12 protein-coding genes are annotated in these 15755 nt (G+C 69.1%); 6 read left to right on the top strand and 6 right to left on the bottom strand.

Features of this window, described 5'->3' with window-relative positions; translation table 11 throughout:
- Positions 1–272: 272 nt before the first annotated feature.
- Both HWX76_RS30835 and HWX76_RS30830 read left to right on the top strand, forming a co-directional pair.
- Positions 273–1463: a type 1 glutamine amidotransferase gene (locus HWX76_RS30835; protein ID WP_050011561.1), complete on the top strand. Its 1191-nt coding sequence runs from the start codon at positions 273–275 to the stop codon at positions 1461–1463.
- Positions 1464–1578: 115 nt separating this feature from the next.
- A complete protein-coding gene (locus tag HWX76_RS30830) occupies positions 1579–2277 on the top strand; it encodes a DUF2968 domain-containing protein (protein ID WP_176016839.1) in 699 nt (232 codons plus the stop codon).
- A gap of 107 nt (positions 2278–2384) precedes the next feature.
- On the opposite strand, the gene HWX76_RS30825 is transcribed toward HWX76_RS30830, so the two are convergent.
- On the bottom strand, positions 2385–3308 hold the full coding sequence (locus tag HWX76_RS30825) for a hypothetical protein (protein ID WP_244138040.1): 924 nt from the start codon (positions 3306–3308) through the stop codon (positions 2385–2387).
- A 353-nt stretch (positions 3309–3661) separates the two neighbouring features.
- Here HWX76_RS30825 and HWX76_RS30820 point away from each other — a divergent pair, with 353 nt between their 5' ends.
- A complete protein-coding gene (locus tag HWX76_RS30820) occupies positions 3662–4957 on the top strand; it encodes an MFS transporter (protein ID WP_050011558.1) in 1296 nt (431 codons plus the stop codon).
- A gap of 81 nt (positions 4958–5038) precedes the next feature.
- Here the strand turns inward: HWX76_RS30820 and HWX76_RS30815 are convergent, their stop codons facing one another.
- Positions 5039–6946 carry a tetratricopeptide repeat protein gene (locus HWX76_RS30815; RefSeq protein WP_176016838.1) on the bottom strand — a complete coding sequence of 636 codons (1908 nt, stop codon included), beginning with the start codon at positions 6944–6946 and terminating at the stop codon, positions 5039–5041.
- Positions 6947–7004: 58 nt separating this feature from the next.
- Here HWX76_RS30815 and HWX76_RS30810 point away from each other — a divergent pair, with 58 nt between their 5' ends.
- A complete protein-coding gene (locus HWX76_RS30810; RefSeq protein ID WP_176016837.1) occupies positions 7005–8648 on the top strand; it encodes an FAD-dependent monooxygenase in 1644 nt (547 codons plus the stop codon).
- An 8-nt stretch (positions 8649–8656) separates the two neighbouring features.
- Here the strand turns inward: HWX76_RS30810 and HWX76_RS30805 are convergent, their stop codons facing one another.
- Genes HWX76_RS30805 through HWX76_RS30790 form a run of 4 tightly spaced genes read right to left on the bottom strand, consistent with a single transcriptional unit; the run spans position 8657 to position 13959 of the window.
- The gene (locus tag HWX76_RS30805) at positions 8657–8908 is read right to left on the bottom strand and encodes a formate dehydrogenase subunit delta (protein WP_050011555.1); all 252 of its coding nucleotides are present in this window, start codon (positions 8906–8908) and stop codon (positions 8657–8659) included.
- Between the two features lie 7 nt (positions 8909–8915).
- Positions 8916–11867, bottom strand: coding sequence for a formate dehydrogenase subunit alpha (gene fdhF / locus HWX76_RS30800; protein ID WP_050011554.1), 2952 nt, complete (start codon positions 11865–11867; stop codon positions 8916–8918).
- Between the two features lie 17 nt (positions 11868–11884).
- The gene (locus HWX76_RS30795) at positions 11885–13462 is read right to left on the bottom strand and encodes a formate dehydrogenase beta subunit (protein ID WP_124595023.1); all 1578 of its coding nucleotides are present in this window, start codon (positions 13460–13462) and stop codon (positions 11885–11887) included.
- Positions 13459–13959, bottom strand: coding sequence for an NAD(P)H-dependent oxidoreductase subunit E (locus tag HWX76_RS30790; RefSeq protein WP_089488256.1), 501 nt, complete (start codon positions 13957–13959; stop codon positions 13459–13461). Before HWX76_RS30790 ends, HWX76_RS30795 begins: the two co-directional genes overlap by 4 nt.
- A 131-nt stretch (positions 13960–14090) precedes the next feature.
- Here HWX76_RS30790 and HWX76_RS30785 point away from each other — a divergent pair, with 131 nt between their 5' ends.
- Both HWX76_RS30785 and HWX76_RS30780 read left to right on the top strand, forming a co-directional pair.
- Positions 14091–15197, top strand: a complete 1107-nt coding sequence (locus HWX76_RS30785; RefSeq protein WP_124629891.1) for a substrate-binding domain-containing protein — start codon at positions 14091–14093, stop codon at positions 15195–15197.
- Positions 15198–15298: 101 nt separating this feature from the next.
- Positions 15299–15568, top strand: a complete 270-nt coding sequence (locus HWX76_RS30780; RefSeq protein WP_050011550.1) for a hypothetical protein — start codon at positions 15299–15301, stop codon at positions 15566–15568.
- The last annotated feature ends 187 nt before the right edge of the window (positions 15569–15755 follow it).

Below are 15755 nucleotides of genomic sequence, written 5' to 3'. Positions count from 1 at the left end.
CGGCGCGGCGGCCGGGAGGGGCGCGATCATGGCGCGGAGGCTCGGAAAGCGTGGACGATCGCTGGATATTATTGTGATATATCAGTAGTGTCCAGCGCCAGCGAGGCCGGGCAATCGGTGCCGACGCGCGAGCGGCGTCGTTCTGCGGCGTGCGTGGCCGCCGACTTGCAACAATATCGACAGGATGTTGCAGGTTTGCCGCGCGATCGTGCACTGAAGCATAATGAATCCTCGTCTATCCCTACGCGCGAGCGACGCATCAGACTATCGTCATGAGCGAAAACACGCCTTCCCCGGCCGGTCTGCCCGGCACCTCTTCCGCTTCTTCCGATTCCCCCCGTCCCGATCCGGCGAAAACGCCCGATGCGCCGGCCACGCAGGCCGCCGCGGAGCATGTCGCCGATGACGGCGCGTCGCCCGTCACGGCTGCATCCGAACCCGGTGCGCCCGGTGCGGCAGGCGCCGTCGGCGATGGCGCGGCCGCGCCCGCGCCGCTGAAGCCAGGCGCACCGCCGCCCGGATTCGGCGCGCCGCCCGATTTCGACACGCCGCGGCCGCCGCCCGCGAGCGCGCAGAATGCGCCGCCCGCCTATCTGAAGCAGAGCGACACGCCGTGGTCGGTGTTCGGCCGGATCGTCGCGGCGCGTGCGCGGCGGCTGTTCGACCGCGCCGGCCAGCGCATCACGCAGCGCACGCTGCGCATCGGCGTGTCGGCGCGGATCTTCCATCCGGAGCCGGGCGCGAAGGGGCTGCGCGGCAAGACGCTGCAGTATCTCGAGGAATCGATCGCCCACTGGGTGATGTCGCGCGACGTGCTCGTGTTCATGATTCCGACCGTCGGCCATCAAGGCATGATCCATCCGAGCAACATCCGCCTGCGCGATTACGCGAAGCATCTCGACGGCCTGCTGCTGCAAGGCGGCGCCGACGTGTCGCCGCAAACCTATGCGGCGTCGGATGCGCGTCCCGAATGGCCGGGCGATCGCGTGCGCGACATGTACGAGCTCGAACTGCTGCACGAATTCGTCGAGTCCGGCAAACCCGTGCTCGGCGTATGTCGCGGCTGCCAGCTGATCAACGTCGCGTTCGGCGGCTCGCTGTACCAGGACATCGCGACCGACGTGCCGACCGCGCACGCGCACGTGAGCGAGCATTACGACCAGCATCGTCACGCGATCCGCTTTCCCGATTCGTCGACGCTCGCGAGCATGTTCCCGGGGCGCAGCGAAGCGATCGTCAACTCGATTCACCACCAGGCGATCCGCGATCTCGGCCGCGATCTGAACATCGAGGCCGTGTCGGCCGGCGACGGGATCATCGAAGGCATTCGCCATCGCCGTTCGCCGTTCGTCGTCGGCGTGCAGTGGCATCCGGAGTTCCATCGCGCGGGCGGTTCCGAACTGCTCGACTGCACGCCGCTGCTCGACGCGTTTCTGCGCGCGGCGCGCGAAACGCGTCTGTAGCACGCCGTATTTTCCGTGCTGAACGAAGGCCGGCCGCATCCCGATTAATTCGAGATGCGGCCGTTTCGTTTTGCACGATAATCGCCAGTTCCGATTCGTTCGCCGGAGTCTGACGTTGGCTTTCCGAAATTTCTCCCCTGCACGATGCGCAACGTGGATCGTTGCGCTGGCTGCCTGCGCGCAAGCGGGCACGGCCTGGTCTACCGACGCGACCGCACCCGTCGCCGGTACGCGTCCGGCGGTCACGAGCCTGAGCGGCGGCGCGGCGCCGGCGCCGGCGGCGTCGGCCGCGACGGAGGCCGCCGTGCAAGGCAACGTCGCCGAGCTGACGCAGATGCTGCACGACGGCCGGATCGTCGAGATGCGCACGACGTACAACGGCAGCTACGGTGCGAGCCTGATGTTCGATCCGCGCGAGATGACGTATTACGTCGCGCTGTTCCAGGACAAGAACCTGTGGCGCGTGATTCGTTCGCAGGAAAAGACGCGCGCGGAGATGGTGTACGCGAATTTCGTCCAGCAGACGGCGCAGCTCGCCGAGATCGAGATCCGCCGGACCGAGCTGCAGGCGCAGAAGGCATTTTTCGAACGCGTGATCGCGCTGCAGGCGAATCGTGCGCAGCAGTTGCAGGCCGATCTGAGCGTCGCGCGCAGCCAGCAGGCCGAAGTCGCGCAGCGGCAGAAATCGGCGCAGGAGCAGGCGCAGGCGCTGCAGGTCGAGAAGCGGGCGGCGCAGTTGCAGTTGCGCGATTTGCAGGAGCAGGTGCGGCAACTCGAGAAGCAGACCGAGACGGGGCTGCCCGTGCACAAGTAACGTGTCGTCGAGCGGACGAAACGAGACGAGCGAAAACCCGGCGAAGCGATCTTCGCCGGGTTTTTTATTGCGCGGGCGTCAATGCGCGAACGCGTCCGGCACGTCGGTCACGCGGCGGTGCGACAGGTGCGACGTCCAGTCGACGCCGGCCGGGCCGGCTGCGCGGCGCGCAGCGTGTTCGCCATTGCGATCAACGTGGCCGGATCGTCGAACGAGTCGCGTGTATCGCGCGTATCTGCCGTGCGCAGCGGCCGAGCGAGTCGATCGCGTGTGCCGGTGTTGGCCGCGTCGCGCTGGAGCGGCGCACGCTGGAGCGGCTGATGTGCGGCGAGCCGCGGCACGACCGGCGTACGGGTCGGGGCGTTTGCCGTGCGCTGGCCGGTTGCCCGACGTGGCGAAGCAGGGGCGGCATGCCGCACGTCGGCCGTCGCTTGCGGGTGAAGCGTTGCGGGTCGAAGCGCGACGCGATGCTTGGCTGGCGGCGATTCGACCGTGTTCGCGACAGGCGTCGCCACCTTGTGCTGCGGCATCGCATGCGTCGACGTATCCGGTTGCGCCGCCGCGATACGTATCGTACCGGTCGATGTCGCGGCGTGATCGGGCGTACTGCCGGCCGCCTGGATCGCGTACGCGGGACCGGAACCCGCGGGCCGGTCGTACGTGCCGATCAGCCAGCCGATGATGCCGAGCGCGCCGATGCTCCAGCAGACGACGTACATCGCGCGCCGGTCGCGAGCGTGGCGCGCGGAATGGCGCAAGCGCCGGCCCGGGACAACTGTCGACGGGACAGGCAGCCCGGCCGAAGCCGGCAGCGACGCCGCCACGGATAGCGGCTGCCATCGGCACTCGCGGTGCGGTCGGTCGACATCGATGCAGGACGTCGTCAGCGTCGCGAGGCAGTTCCTGCCAGGCGCTGCGCCGGGTGCGCCGCGAAATCGCCATTCGCGGCCGAACGGCGGGACGTGGTCGAGCGGGGTGGCGCGAGGGCGGGCGAGCGCGCCTTCGACCGGGACGAGGGGCGATGGGATCATGGCAGGGGCGTCGTGCGACACGAGCATCCGTGCCGGCGCGGCGTGAAAATGTCGTCGCAAATCGTGACATTGTGGTCAGCCGGCGAAGGTCGGTCGATCAGATCGATCTGATTCTTGTGTCCGCTTCGGGGCGACTTGTACGAGGCGGACATCGCGACGTCGGTGACAGGGGCGCTACAAGGCAAATGTCGGGTTGCCGTGGCATGATTCGCGGATCATGCCGGCGGCGCGCCGTTACGCGCCGTGCCGCCGGCGGGCAGCGATGCCCGTGCGCGTCGGCCCGACCCGGCGCGGCGCGCGTCGCCGGATCCATGCGGCGCGGTATTCGCGCCATCCGAGCTGAGCGAGAAACCATGTCCACAGCGTCGCCTGCGATCGCGCAGGAATCGAAAGTCCGCACCGTCTTCCGGGTCGTCAGCGGCAACTTCCTGGAAATGTACGACTTCATGGTCTACGGGTATTACGCGTCGGCCATCGCGAAAACGTACTTTCCGAGCGGCAACGCGTTCGCGTCGCTGATGCTGTCGCTGTCGGTATTCGGCGCGGGCTTCCTGATGCGACCGGTCGGCGCGATCGTGCTCGGCGCGTATATCGACCATCACGGCCGCCGCAAGGGGCTGATCCTGACGCTCGGGCTGATGGCGATCGGCACGCTCGCGGTGGCCGCGATACCGGGCTATGCGACGATCGGTGTGCTCGCGCCGGTGCTCGTGCTGCTCGGCCGGTTGTTGCAGGGCTTCTCGGCGGGCGTCGAACTCGGCGGCGTGTCGGTCTACCTGTCGGAGATCGCGACGAAGGGCCACAAGGGGTTCTATACGTCGTGGCAGTCGGGCAGCCAGCAGGTGGCCGTCGTGTTCGCCGCGTTCGTCGGCGTCGTGCTGAACCGCGCGCTGCCGGTCGAGGAAATGACCGCGTGGGGCTGGCGCATTCCGTTCCTGATCGGCTGCCTGATCGTGCCGTTCCTGTTCCTGATCCGCCGTTCGCTGAAGGAGACCGACGAATTCCTCGCGAAGCGCCACCGCCCGACGATGGGCGAGATCATGCGCTCGATGCTCGACAACTGGGGTGTCGTGGTGGCCGGCATGGGGATGGTGATCATGACGACGGTGTCGTTCTACATGATTACCGCGTACACGCCGACGTTCGGCAAGGAAGTGCTGCATCTGTCGTCGCTCGATGCACTCGTCGTGACCGTCTGCGTCGGGATCTCGAATCTCGTGTGGCTGCCGCTGTCCGGTGCGCTGTCCGACCGTATCGGCCGCCGCCCGGTGCTGATCGCGTTCACCGTGCTGACGCTGCTGTCGGCTTACCCGGCCGTGCGCTGGCTCGTCGGCGATCCGTCGTTCCTGCGGCTGCTCGCGGTCGAGCTGTGGCTGTCGTTCCTGTACGCGTCGTACAACGGGGCGATGGTCGTCGCGCTCACCGAAGTGATGCCGGCCGACGTGCGGACGGCCGGTTTCTCGCTCGCGTACAGCCTGGCCACGACGATCGGCGGCTTCACGCCGGCGATCTCGACGCTGCTGATCCACCAGACCGGCAACAAGGCGGCGCCGGGGCTGTGGCTGAGTGTGGCCGCGATCTGCGGCTTGATCGCGACGCTCGTGCTGTACCGCACGTCCGACGCGCGCAACCAGTACAAGTCGGCCTGACGGCGGCCGGCATAGTGCGCGACGTCGGCCGCGGATCACCTTGAACAAGGGAGCGCAATGCGCTCCCTTGTTCGTTTGCGGTCATGCTTCGCGCAGCATGTCGGCCACCGTGGCCGCCACGTCGGGCCACGCGCCCGGCGCAGGCTGGCGCGCGATGCTGGCGCGCGCATACCACGGGCAGTCGTCGCCGGTGAACCAGCGCCAGTCGGGAGCGAACGGCAGCATGACCCACAGCGGCTTGCCGAGCGCGCCCGCGAGGTGCGCGACCGCCGTGTCGATCGTGACGACGCCGTCGAGGCGCTCGACCAGCGCGGCCGTATCGGCAAAGTCGTTCAGCCGGCCGTCGAGACGATGCACGCGCGGATGCGCATCGACGCGCGCGCGTTCGTCGTCGTCGAGCGCGGGCTGCAGCACGATCCAGTCGATGTCCGGCAGCGCGAGCAGCGGCGCGAGCGCATCGAACGGCATCGAGCGGTTTTCCTGCGCCTGTCGGCGCCCCGACCACGCGAGGCCGAACTTGCGCTTCGACTGCCCGCCGAGCGAGCCGCGAAAGCGCCGCCGGGCGCCGTCGGGTGCATCGAGGTAGCGCGAGCCGACAATGTCCTCCGGCCGAAGCCCGAGCAGGAACGGCAGGCTCATCAGCGTGCAGGCGACGTCCGCGGCCGGCGGCTTCGCGGCGCCTTGCGGGACGAGCGTCACGCGCCAGCGCGCGGCGGCCGGCGTCAGCAGCGCGACGAGTTCCGGCTGGACTTCGAGCACGACGCGCGCGCAGCGTGCGCGCACCTGCGGCACGAAGCGGACGAACTGCAGCGTGTCGCCGAACCCCTGTTCCGCGCGGATCAGCAGCGTGCGCGACGTAATCGGCTCGCCTTGCCAGCGCGGCAGCGCGCCGAGCGGCGTCGCGCCGGGCGTCTCGTGACGCGCTTCGTACGCGGGCAGGCCGCGCGTGAAGTCGCGCAGCGTCAGCAGCGTGACCGCGCGATGCAGCCGCGCGAGCGTGAGATCGGGCGCGACGCGCAGCGCCTGGTCGAATGCGCGCAGCGCCATCTCGTGCGCGCCGAGCGCGTGATGTGCGTTGCCGAGATTCAGCCACGCGAGCCCGAACGACGGATCGAGCCCGACGGCGCGCTCGTAGTAGGGCAGCGCGTCGCGGTGGCGCGCCTGCGCGCAGAGTGCGTTCGCGAGCCCGAACAGCGCGAGCGGAAACGGCGGGTGCAGTGCGAGCGCGGCTTCGAACGCCGCGGCCGCCTCGGCATGCCGGCCGACCGCATCGAACGTGTTGCCGAGATTGAAATGCGCGGCGACGAACCGCGGCTGCGCGGCGATCGCAGCCTGGAAGTGCGCGATCGCATCGTCGGCGCGACCCATCGCGCTCAGCGCCATCGCGAGGTTGTTGTGCGCGCCCGCATGGCCGGGCCGCAGCTCGAGCGCGCGACCGAACGCGGCGAGCGCGTCGTCGTGGCGGCCGAGCGCGTTCAGCGCGTTGCCGAGATTGTTGTGGATCGATGCGTCGTCGGGCGTGAGCCGCAGCGCACGGCCGAACGCGTCGATCGCATCGTCGTGACGCTGCAGCGCCGCATACGCGTTGCCGAGGTTGTAGTGCGCGAGCGGGAATTCGGGCGCGAGCGTCAGCGCGTTGCGGAAGCGGTCGATCGCTTCGTCGAGCCGGCCCAGCGCTTTCAGCGCGTTGCCGAGATTGAGCTGCAGCGCGGCATCGTCCGGACGCAGCGCGACGGCGCGGCCGACGAGGTCGGCTGCCTCGGCATGCTGGCCCTGCTGGTGCCGCAGCACGCCGAACAGGTGCAGCGCGTCGGCGTTGGCAGGGTTGGAGGCGAGTGCGTGGCGATAGCCGTGCTCGGCCTCGGCGAGGCGGCCCGCGCGATGTGCGGCGTACGCCCGGTCGAATGCGGAATCCATGACGCGAAAAGGGGCGGAAAGCGCGTATTTTCCCACACCGCGCGGCGAGGCCGCGCATCGGCCGGTCGGCATATGGCCCCGTCACGCGGAGCGGCGTAGACTGGCAGGGTCGCGTGTCATCGAGGTCTCCATGGCTGACACACTATCCGATATCCCGCCCGTGCTGATCGTCGGCGCGGGGCCGACCGGCCTTGCCGCGGCGATGAGCCTCGCGCGGACTCGCGTGCCGGTGCGCATCATCGATCGTCTCGCCGCACCGGCGCCGTTTTCGCGTGCGATCGGCATCCAGGCGCGCACGCTCGAACTGCTGGAGCAGCATCGCGCGGTCGAACCGTTTCTCGCGCTCGGCCATCGCGCGCATGCGGCCGAGCTGCATGCCGACGGCCGCGTGATCGCGCGACTCGATTTCGATCCGCTGCAAACGCGCTATCCGTATCTGATGTTTCTCGACCAGAGCGTCACCGAGCGGCTGCTCGCCGAGCACCTGGCCGGAATGGGGGTGACCGTCGAACGCGGTACGGCGCTGACCGCGTGCGACACGGGCGCTACGTCGCTCGACGTGACGCTGCGCCGCGCCGACGGCCGCGACGAGTCGTTCGCGCCGTCGTACCTGATCGCCGCCGACGGCGCGCACAGCACGGTCAGGCACCTGCTCGGCCTGGGCTTTACCGGACATGCGTTCGAACAGACTTTCCTGCTGGCCGATTTCGCGGCGATACCCGACTGGTCCGACGAGGAGATCCACCTGTTCACGACGCCCGCGGGCATCGCGGGCCTGTTTCCGATGGGCGGCGGCCGTTACCGGCTCGTCGCGGACCGGCCGCCCGGCAGCGGCGCGTCGCCCGACTCGACGCCGTCGCTCGACGAATGCGACGCGATCATCCGCGCGCGCGTCGGCGCATCGATCTCGCCAAGCGATCTCGCGTGGTCGTCGTATTTCCATCTCCACAGCCGGATGGTCGACCGGCTGCGTCACGGCCGCGTGTTTTTCGCGGGCGACGCCGCGCACGTTCACAGCCCGGCCGGCGCGCAGGGCATGAACACCGGCATCCAGGAGGCGTTCAACCTCGGCTGGAAGCTCGCGCGCGTGCTGCGCGCCGGTGCGCCCGAGCGGTTGCTCGACACGTATCACGCGGAGCGCCATCCGATCGAGCGCGACGTGTTGCGGCAGACCGGTTTCGTCACGCAGGTGGTCGAAGCCGAGCGCGGCGCGATGAAGCTGCTGCGCGATCACGTCGTGCCGCTGCTGGCATCGTTCGGGCCGATGCGCGACGCGCTCAGGCGCACGGTCAGCGAGCTCGGCGTGCAGTACCGGAAGAGTCCGCTCACGCTCGAGCGCGTGCTCGACGGCGGTCCGCGCGCGGGCGAGCGCGCACCCGACGCGCTCGTGCACGTGCTCGACGGGCCGCTCGGTCGCGCGCCCGGCACGGCGCGGCTATACGATCTTCACGATCCGGCGAGTTTCACGCTGTTGCTGCTGGAAGAGCCGGCGAATACCGACGCCGGCGAGGTGCCGCCGATCCCGGCCGATGCGCAGGCGCTCGTGCAGGGGCTCGAACGGATCATGCCGGAAGCGGTGCGCGTGTGGCGCGTCGCCGATGCCGAAGGCGACGGCGCCGCGGGGCTCGCGCAGGAATACGGCCGCTCGCGGCCGTCGTTCTATCTGCTGCGGCCGGACGGCTATGTCGCCGCGCGCGGGCGCACGGCGACCGACGCGAACGCGCTGCTGCGCCACTGCGAAAGCTGGTTCGCGGGCATGTCGGTATCCGCGTAGCCGCGCGCTCAGGCGGGCGCCGCGGCAGGGACGAGCGACGCGCGATGCGCGGCGATCGCATCGCGCACGATCGGCGCCGCGCGCTGTCCGGCTTCACTCGACGGATCGTCGAGCGCGGCGAGCAACGCGCGACGCATCCGCGGCTCCCAGAAGCGCCGGATATGCTCGGCGATGCCGGCCAGCGCTTCGTCGCGATCGGGCATCGATTCGAAGAACGCGCCGATCTGGTTGGCCATGTCGATCAGGTGGTCGTGGTCCATGGTTGCCTCACTTGCCCGTCGTCGCGGCGGCCGGCTCGGCGGCGCGGCGCTCGAGCAAATCGAGCTGCTCCGAGTTGAAGCGCGCATACGCTTGTTGCCAGTCGGACGGTTGCGCCACCGGCAGCACCTGCACGGCCGTCACCTTGTATTCCGGGCAGTTCGTCGCCCAGTCGGAGCTGTCCGTCGTGATCACGTTCGCCCCCGATTCGGGGAAGTGGAACGTCGTGTACACGACGCCCGGCTGCATGCGCTCGGACACCAGCGCGCGCAGCACCGTCTGCCCCGCGCGCGATTCGATGCCGACCCAGTCGCCGGTGCGGATCCCGCGGTCCTCCGCGTCGTGCGGATGGATCTCGAGGCGATCCTCTTCGTGCCACCGGACGTTTTCGGTCCGGCGCGTCTGCGCGCCGACGTTGTATTGCGACAGGATGCGGCCCGTCGTCAGGATCAGCGGATAGCGCTGTGTGACCTTCTCCGGCGTCGGAATGAACTTGGTGATCACGAACCGCCCCTTGCCGCGCACGAACGTGTCGATGTGCATGGTCGGCGTGCCTTCCGGCGCGTGTTCGTTGCACGGCCACTGGATGCTGCCGAGCGCGTCGAGCTTCTCGTACGACACGCCCGAGAAGGTCGGCGTGAGCCGCGCGATCTCGTCCATGATTTCCGACGGATGCGTGTAGTGCATGTCGTAGCCGAGCGCCTGCGACAGCAGCAGCGTGACTTCCCAGTCCGCGTAGCCCGCGAGCGGCGGCATCACCTTGCGCACGCGCGAGATCCGGCGCTCCGCGTTCGTGAACGTGCCGTCCTTTTCGAGGAACGTCGAGCCCGGCAGCAGCACGTGCGCGTATTTCGCGGTTTCGTTCAGGAAGATGTCCTGCACGACGATGCATTCCATCGCCGACAGCGCGGCCGCGACGTGCTGCGTGTTCGGGTCCGACTGGACGATGTCCTCGCCCTGGCAGTAAAGCCCCTTGAAGCTGCCGTCGAGTGCCGCGTCGAACATGTTCGGGATGCGCAGCCCCGGCTCCGGCTGCAGCGTGGCCGACCACGCCTGTTCGAACTGCGTGCGCACGACCTCGTCGCTGATGTGCCGGTAGCCGGGCAGTTCGTGCGGGAACGAGCCCATGTCGCACGAACCCTGCACGTTGTTCTGGCCGCGCAGCGGATTGACGCCGACGCCTTCGCGGCCGACGTTGCCGGTCGCCATCGCGAGGTTCGCGATGCCCATCACCGTCGTCGATCCCTGCGCGTGTTCGGTCACGCCCAGGCCGTAATAGATCGCGGCGTTGCCGCCCGTCGCGTACAGGCGTGCGGCCTCGCGCACCAGCTCGGCCGGCACGCCCGTCACGTCCGCGGTCGCCTCGGGCGAATTGTCCGCCTGCGCGACGAAGTCGCGCCATTGCTCGAACGCGCGCGTGTCGCAGCGCTCGGCGACGAAGGCGTCGGCCACCAGCCCTTCGGTGACGATCACGTGCGCCAGTGCGTTGACGATCGCGACGTTGGTGCCGGGGCGCAGCTGCAGATGATGCGTGGCCTTCACGTGCGGGCCGTCGACGACGTCGATGCGGCGCGGGTCGATCACGATCAGCTTCGCGCCTTCGCGCACGCGCCGCTTCAGCCGCGAGCCGAACACCGGATGGCCGTCGGTCGGGTTCGCGCCCATCACGACGATCACGTCGGCCTGGCCGACCGATGCGAACGTCTGCGTGCCGGCCGATTCTCCGAGCGTCGTCTTGAGGCCATAGCCGGTCGGCGAGTGGCACACGCGGGCGCAGGTATCGACGTTGTTGTTGCCGAACGCCGCACGCACGAGCTTCTGCACGAGATAGGTTTCCTCGTTCGTGCAGCGCGACGACGTGATCCCGCCGATCGAATCGCGGCCGTACTTCTGCTGCAGCTTGCGGAATTGCGTCGCCGCGTAGGTGAGGGCTTCGTCCCAGCTCACTTCGCGCCACGGGTCGGTGATCTTCTCGCGGATCATCGGCTTCGTGATGCGGTCCTTGTGCGTCGCATAGCCCCACGCGAAGCGTCCCTTCACGCACGCGTGGCCTTCGTTCGCGAGACCGTTCTTGTGCGGCGTCATGCGCACGACCTGCGTGCCCTTCATCTCGGCCTTGAACGAGCAGCCGACGCCGCAATACGCGCAGGTCGTGACGACCGAGTGCTCGGCCTGCCCGAGCTGCACGACGGATTTTTCCTGCAGCGTGGCCGTCGGGCAGGCGGCGACGCACGCGCCGCACGACACGCATTCCGACGCCATGAACGATTCGCTTTCGCCGGCGGCGACGCGCGATTCGAAGCCGCGCGCGGCGATCGTCAGCGCGAACGTGCCCTGCGTTTCCTCGCACGCGCGTACGCAGCGGTTGCAGACGATGCACTTCGACGGATCGTACGTGAAGTACGGATTCGATTCGTCCTTCGTGTCCTTCAGGTGATTGGCGCCATCGAAGCCGTAGCGCACTTCGCGCAGCCCGACCACGCCGGCCATGTCCTGCAGCTCGCAGTCGCCGTTGGCCGGGCAGGTGAGGCAGTCGAGCGGGTGATCGGAGATGTACAGCTCCATCACGTTGCGGCGCAGGGACTGCAGCCGGTCCGACTGCGTGCGCACCTTCATGCCGGCTTCGGCCGGCGTCGTGCACGACGCCGGATAGCCGCGCCGGCCTTCGATCTCGACGAGGCACAGCCGGCACGAGCCGAACGGCTCGAGCGAATCGGTCGCGCACAGCTTCGGGACGTTGACGCCGGCTTCGATCGCCGCGCGCATCACCGATGTGCCGGCCGGCACCGTGACCGGCTGGCCGTCGATTTCGAGCGTGACGTCGGTATCGGCGTACCGTTGCGGCGTGCCGTAGTCGGTCTCGTCGTGCGGATCGCGTGCGTGCGCCTGGGCGGCGCTCTTGCACGCGCATTGGCCCGAGCCGCAGCCGCCTTGGCGGACGTTGTTCGTGTCGAGGGACATGCAGGGCTCCTTCTGGGTCAGGCCGCAGCCTTGACCGGGCCCGACGCGGCATCCTTGCCGGCAGCGAGCCCGAAATCTTCGGGGAAATGGTCGAGTGCGGACAGCACCGGGTACGGCGTCATGCCGCCCATCGCGCACAGCGAACCGGCGAGCATCGTGTCGCACAGGTCGCGCAACAGCGTGATTTGCCGCTCCGACGTGTCGCCGTCGCGGATCCGCGCGATCGTCTCGACGCCGCGCGTCGAACCGATCCGGCACGGCGTGCACTTGCCGCACGATTCGATCGCGCAGAACTTCATCGCGTATTCGGCCAGCTCGGCGAGATTCGACGTGTCGTCGTGCAGCACGATGCCGCCGTGGCCGACCACCGCGCCGATCGCCGTGTACGCCTCGTAGTCGAGCGGCACGTCCCACTGGTGATCGGGCAGGTAGGTGCCGAGCGGGCCGCCGACCTGCGCGGCGCGGGCCGGCCGGCCGCTGGCCGTGCCGCCGCCGAAGTCGAACAGCAGCTCGCGCAGCGTGACGCCGAACGCGAGCTCGACGAGGCCGCCGTGACGGATGTTGCCCGCCAGCTGGAACGGCAGCGTGCCGCGCGAGCGGCCCATCCCGTAGTCGCGATAGAACGCGGCGCCGCGCGCGAAGATCACGGGCGCCGTCGCGAGCGTGATCACGTTGTTGATCACGGTCGGCTGGCCGAACAGGCCCGCGAGCGCGGGCAGCGGCGGCTTCGCGCGCACGACGCCGCGCTTGCCCTCGAGCGATTCGAGCAGCGCCGTTTCCTCGCCGCACACGTACGAGCCCGCGCCTTTCGCGACGTGCAGCTCGAACGCATGCGCGGAGCCCAGCACGTGCTCGCCGAGCCAGCCGGCTTCGCGTGCGCGGACGATCGCGGCTTCGAGCGTCGCGATCGCGTGCGGGTATTCGCTGCGCACGTAGATGTAGCCGACCGTCGCGCCGGTGGCGACGCCCGCGATGATCATCCCTTCGATCAGGCAGTACGGATCGCATTCCATCAGCAGGCGGTCGGAGAACGTGCCCGAGTCGCCTTCGTCCGCGTTGCAGACGATGTATTTTTGCGCGGCGCGGGCTTGCCGCACGGTACGCCACTTGATGCCGGCCGGGAACGCCGCGCCGCCGCGGCCGCGCAGCCCCGACTCGATCAGCGTTTCGCATGCGGCGTCGCCGTCGAGCGCCAGTGCGTTCTTCAGGCCGGCGAGGCCTTCGTGTTTCAGGTAGTCGTCGATCGACAGCGGATCGGTCAGGCCGATCCGCGCAAACGTGAGTCGTTGCTGGCGGGCGAGATACGGCAGCGCGTCGACGAGGCCGACACCGCTCGGATGCGCGCCGCCATCGAGCCAGTCGGCGTCGAACAGGGCCGGCACGTCGGCGGCCGACAGGTTCGCATAGCCGACGCGGCCCGCGGCCGTCCCGACCTCGACGAGCGGCTCGAGCCACAGCAGCCCGCGCGAGCCGTTGCGGACCAGTTCGATCGCGACGCCGCGCCGTTCGGCTTCGGCCGCGATCGCGGCGGCGAGCGCGTCGGCGCCGAGCGCCAGCGCGGACGAATCGCGCGGAACATAGATGCGGGTCGTCATGCGGCCTCCGGCGTGTGGGCGACCGCGTCGGCCAGCAGCGCGTCGAACTTCTCCGGCGTGACCTTGGCGTGGAGCACGCCATTGACCGTCATCGACGGCGATTGCGCGCACAGTCCGAGGCAGTAGACCGATTCGAGCGCGACGTCGTCCGGCGTGTGGCCCGCGGCCCCGTCGCCGTGCGCGGCGTCGAACCGGCAGCCCGTGCGGGCTTCCGCGTGGGCGGCGAGCGTTTCGCAGCCCATGCTGCGGCACGCTTCGGCGCGGCACATCTGGATCGTCACGCGCGCGGGCGGCGCGGTGCGGAAATGGTGGTAGTAGGTCAGGACGCCGTGCACTTCCGCGCGCGACAGGTTCAGCGCTTTGGCGAGCGGCGCGACGCAGCCCGAAGGCACGTAGCCCGCGTCGTCCTGGATCGCGTGCAGGATCGCGACGAGCGACCGGCCGGCGCGCGCGTGGCGCTCGACGAGCGCGTCGGGCGCAGGGGAATTCGGGGACATCGGTTATGCTCCTCCAAAGTCTCATATGCGCTCGGAATTCATATAGTGCGCAGCGTGACTTCGTTCTGATTGATTTTCACCAACGATAAGCGGAAGATTTCGCGGTCGCAATAGGAAATCGGAGTGCATAATTGATTCGAATCGAATGCGACGCGTATCTGACCGTGCGCGACACCGAAGGCCGGTCGGCCAGCCTGTCCGACGTCGCGCCGCTGCTGGAACTCGTGGCCGGGACGGGCAGCATCGCTCAGGCTGCGCAAGCCAAGGGGCTGTCGTACCGGCACGCGTGGGGCATGCTGCGCGCGCTGGAGTTGTGCGTCGGCGGCGCGCTGATCGAGACCGCGCGCGGCAAGGGGTCGACGCTGTCGGCGCTCGGGCAGGCGGTCGTCGATGCGCAGCGCCTCGCGCGCAGCCGCCTCGACGGGAACCTGCGCACGCTGGCGGCCGAGGTGGCCAGCGAACTGAACCGCCGGCTCGCGCAGCGCGACGGGGCCGTGCGCATTCATGCGTCGCACGGGTACGCGGTGGCGACGCTCGTCTCCGCGCTCGTCGATGCGCAGGCGGCCGTCGACATCAAATACCGCGAGAGCGTCGAGGCCGTGCAGGCGCTCGCGCGCGGCGAATGCGACCTCGCCGGCTTCCATTTGCCGCGCGGCGCGTTTCGCGCGCAGTGCGCGCAAATCTACCGGCCGTGGCTCGACGACACGCGCCACGTGCTGATTCACCTGACGCGCCGCCAGCAGGGATTGTTCGTTCCCCGCGGCAACCCGAAGCAGGTCCGCGGGCTCGCGGATCTGGCACGCAACGACATCCGCTTCGTCAACCGGCAGCCGGGGTCTGGCACGCGCATGCTGCTCGATCTCGCGTTGCGCGCGATCGGCATCGATCCGGAGCGCATCGACGGCTATGCGTCGGCCGAACTCACGCATTCGGCGATCGCGGCGTTCGTCGCGAGCGGCATGGCCGATCTCGGTTTCGGCGTCGAGCCGGCCGCCCGTCATTTCGGGCTCGACTTCATCCCGGTCGTCGACGAGGATTATTACTTCGCCTGCGAACGCGCGCGGCTCGATGTGCGGCCGCTGGCCGATGTGCTGGCGCTGCTGCGCGACGCACGCTTCGTCGAGCGCGTCGCGCATCTCGACGGCTACGATCCGGCCGCGTGCGGCGCGCTGGAACACATCGCGACCGGGCTGGCCGGCGGCGACGGCGCGCGCGCGCCGGACGGCAATTCCCGGTAACGCGGCGGCGATCGAATCGCGCTGCAGCAGCGGGGGATTTGCGCTACGCTTGCCGCTCGATCAACGTTCCAACAAGCACGCCGTTCAGGCGTCATCCCGACATGAAATTTTCCGTTCCCCTTGCCGCGGCAGCGTTGACCGCGGGGCTGCTGGTCGTCGCTTCGCCGTTTGCGTTCGCGCAGAATTCCCCGGGTGTGCCCGGCGGCATCCTGAGCGAACAGTTCCGCCTGAACGAACATCCGCAGATGCCGTTCGCGGCGTCGGCGCCGTCGGAGAAATATCAGAGCGGCAAGAAGTCGGCATTGCGCCGCAAGGGTGACCTGGGCGACCCGAACGGCTGCAACCTGAAGTGCCCGATGGATACCCGGTAACGGGCAGGCAGCGTGTCGGCGCCCGAGCGGGGGGCGCCTCTTCTGCGCCGCAGCGTGATCCACTGACGGAGCTGCGTACGTTCCACCCCGATCTCGCTTGATTCGAGCCCCGCGAAGCCCGTCGCTTCGCGGGGCTCATGCTTTCTGGCGAGCGTTCATGTAATGCGGGATGGACGAAGCGGCCGTT

This window comes from Burkholderia sp. BCC0398, from assembly GCF_902833245.1.
Lineage (GTDB): Bacteria > Pseudomonadota > Gammaproteobacteria > Burkholderiales > Burkholderiaceae > Burkholderia > Burkholderia sola.
This window is presented reverse-complemented; position numbering and strand designations above follow the sequence as displayed.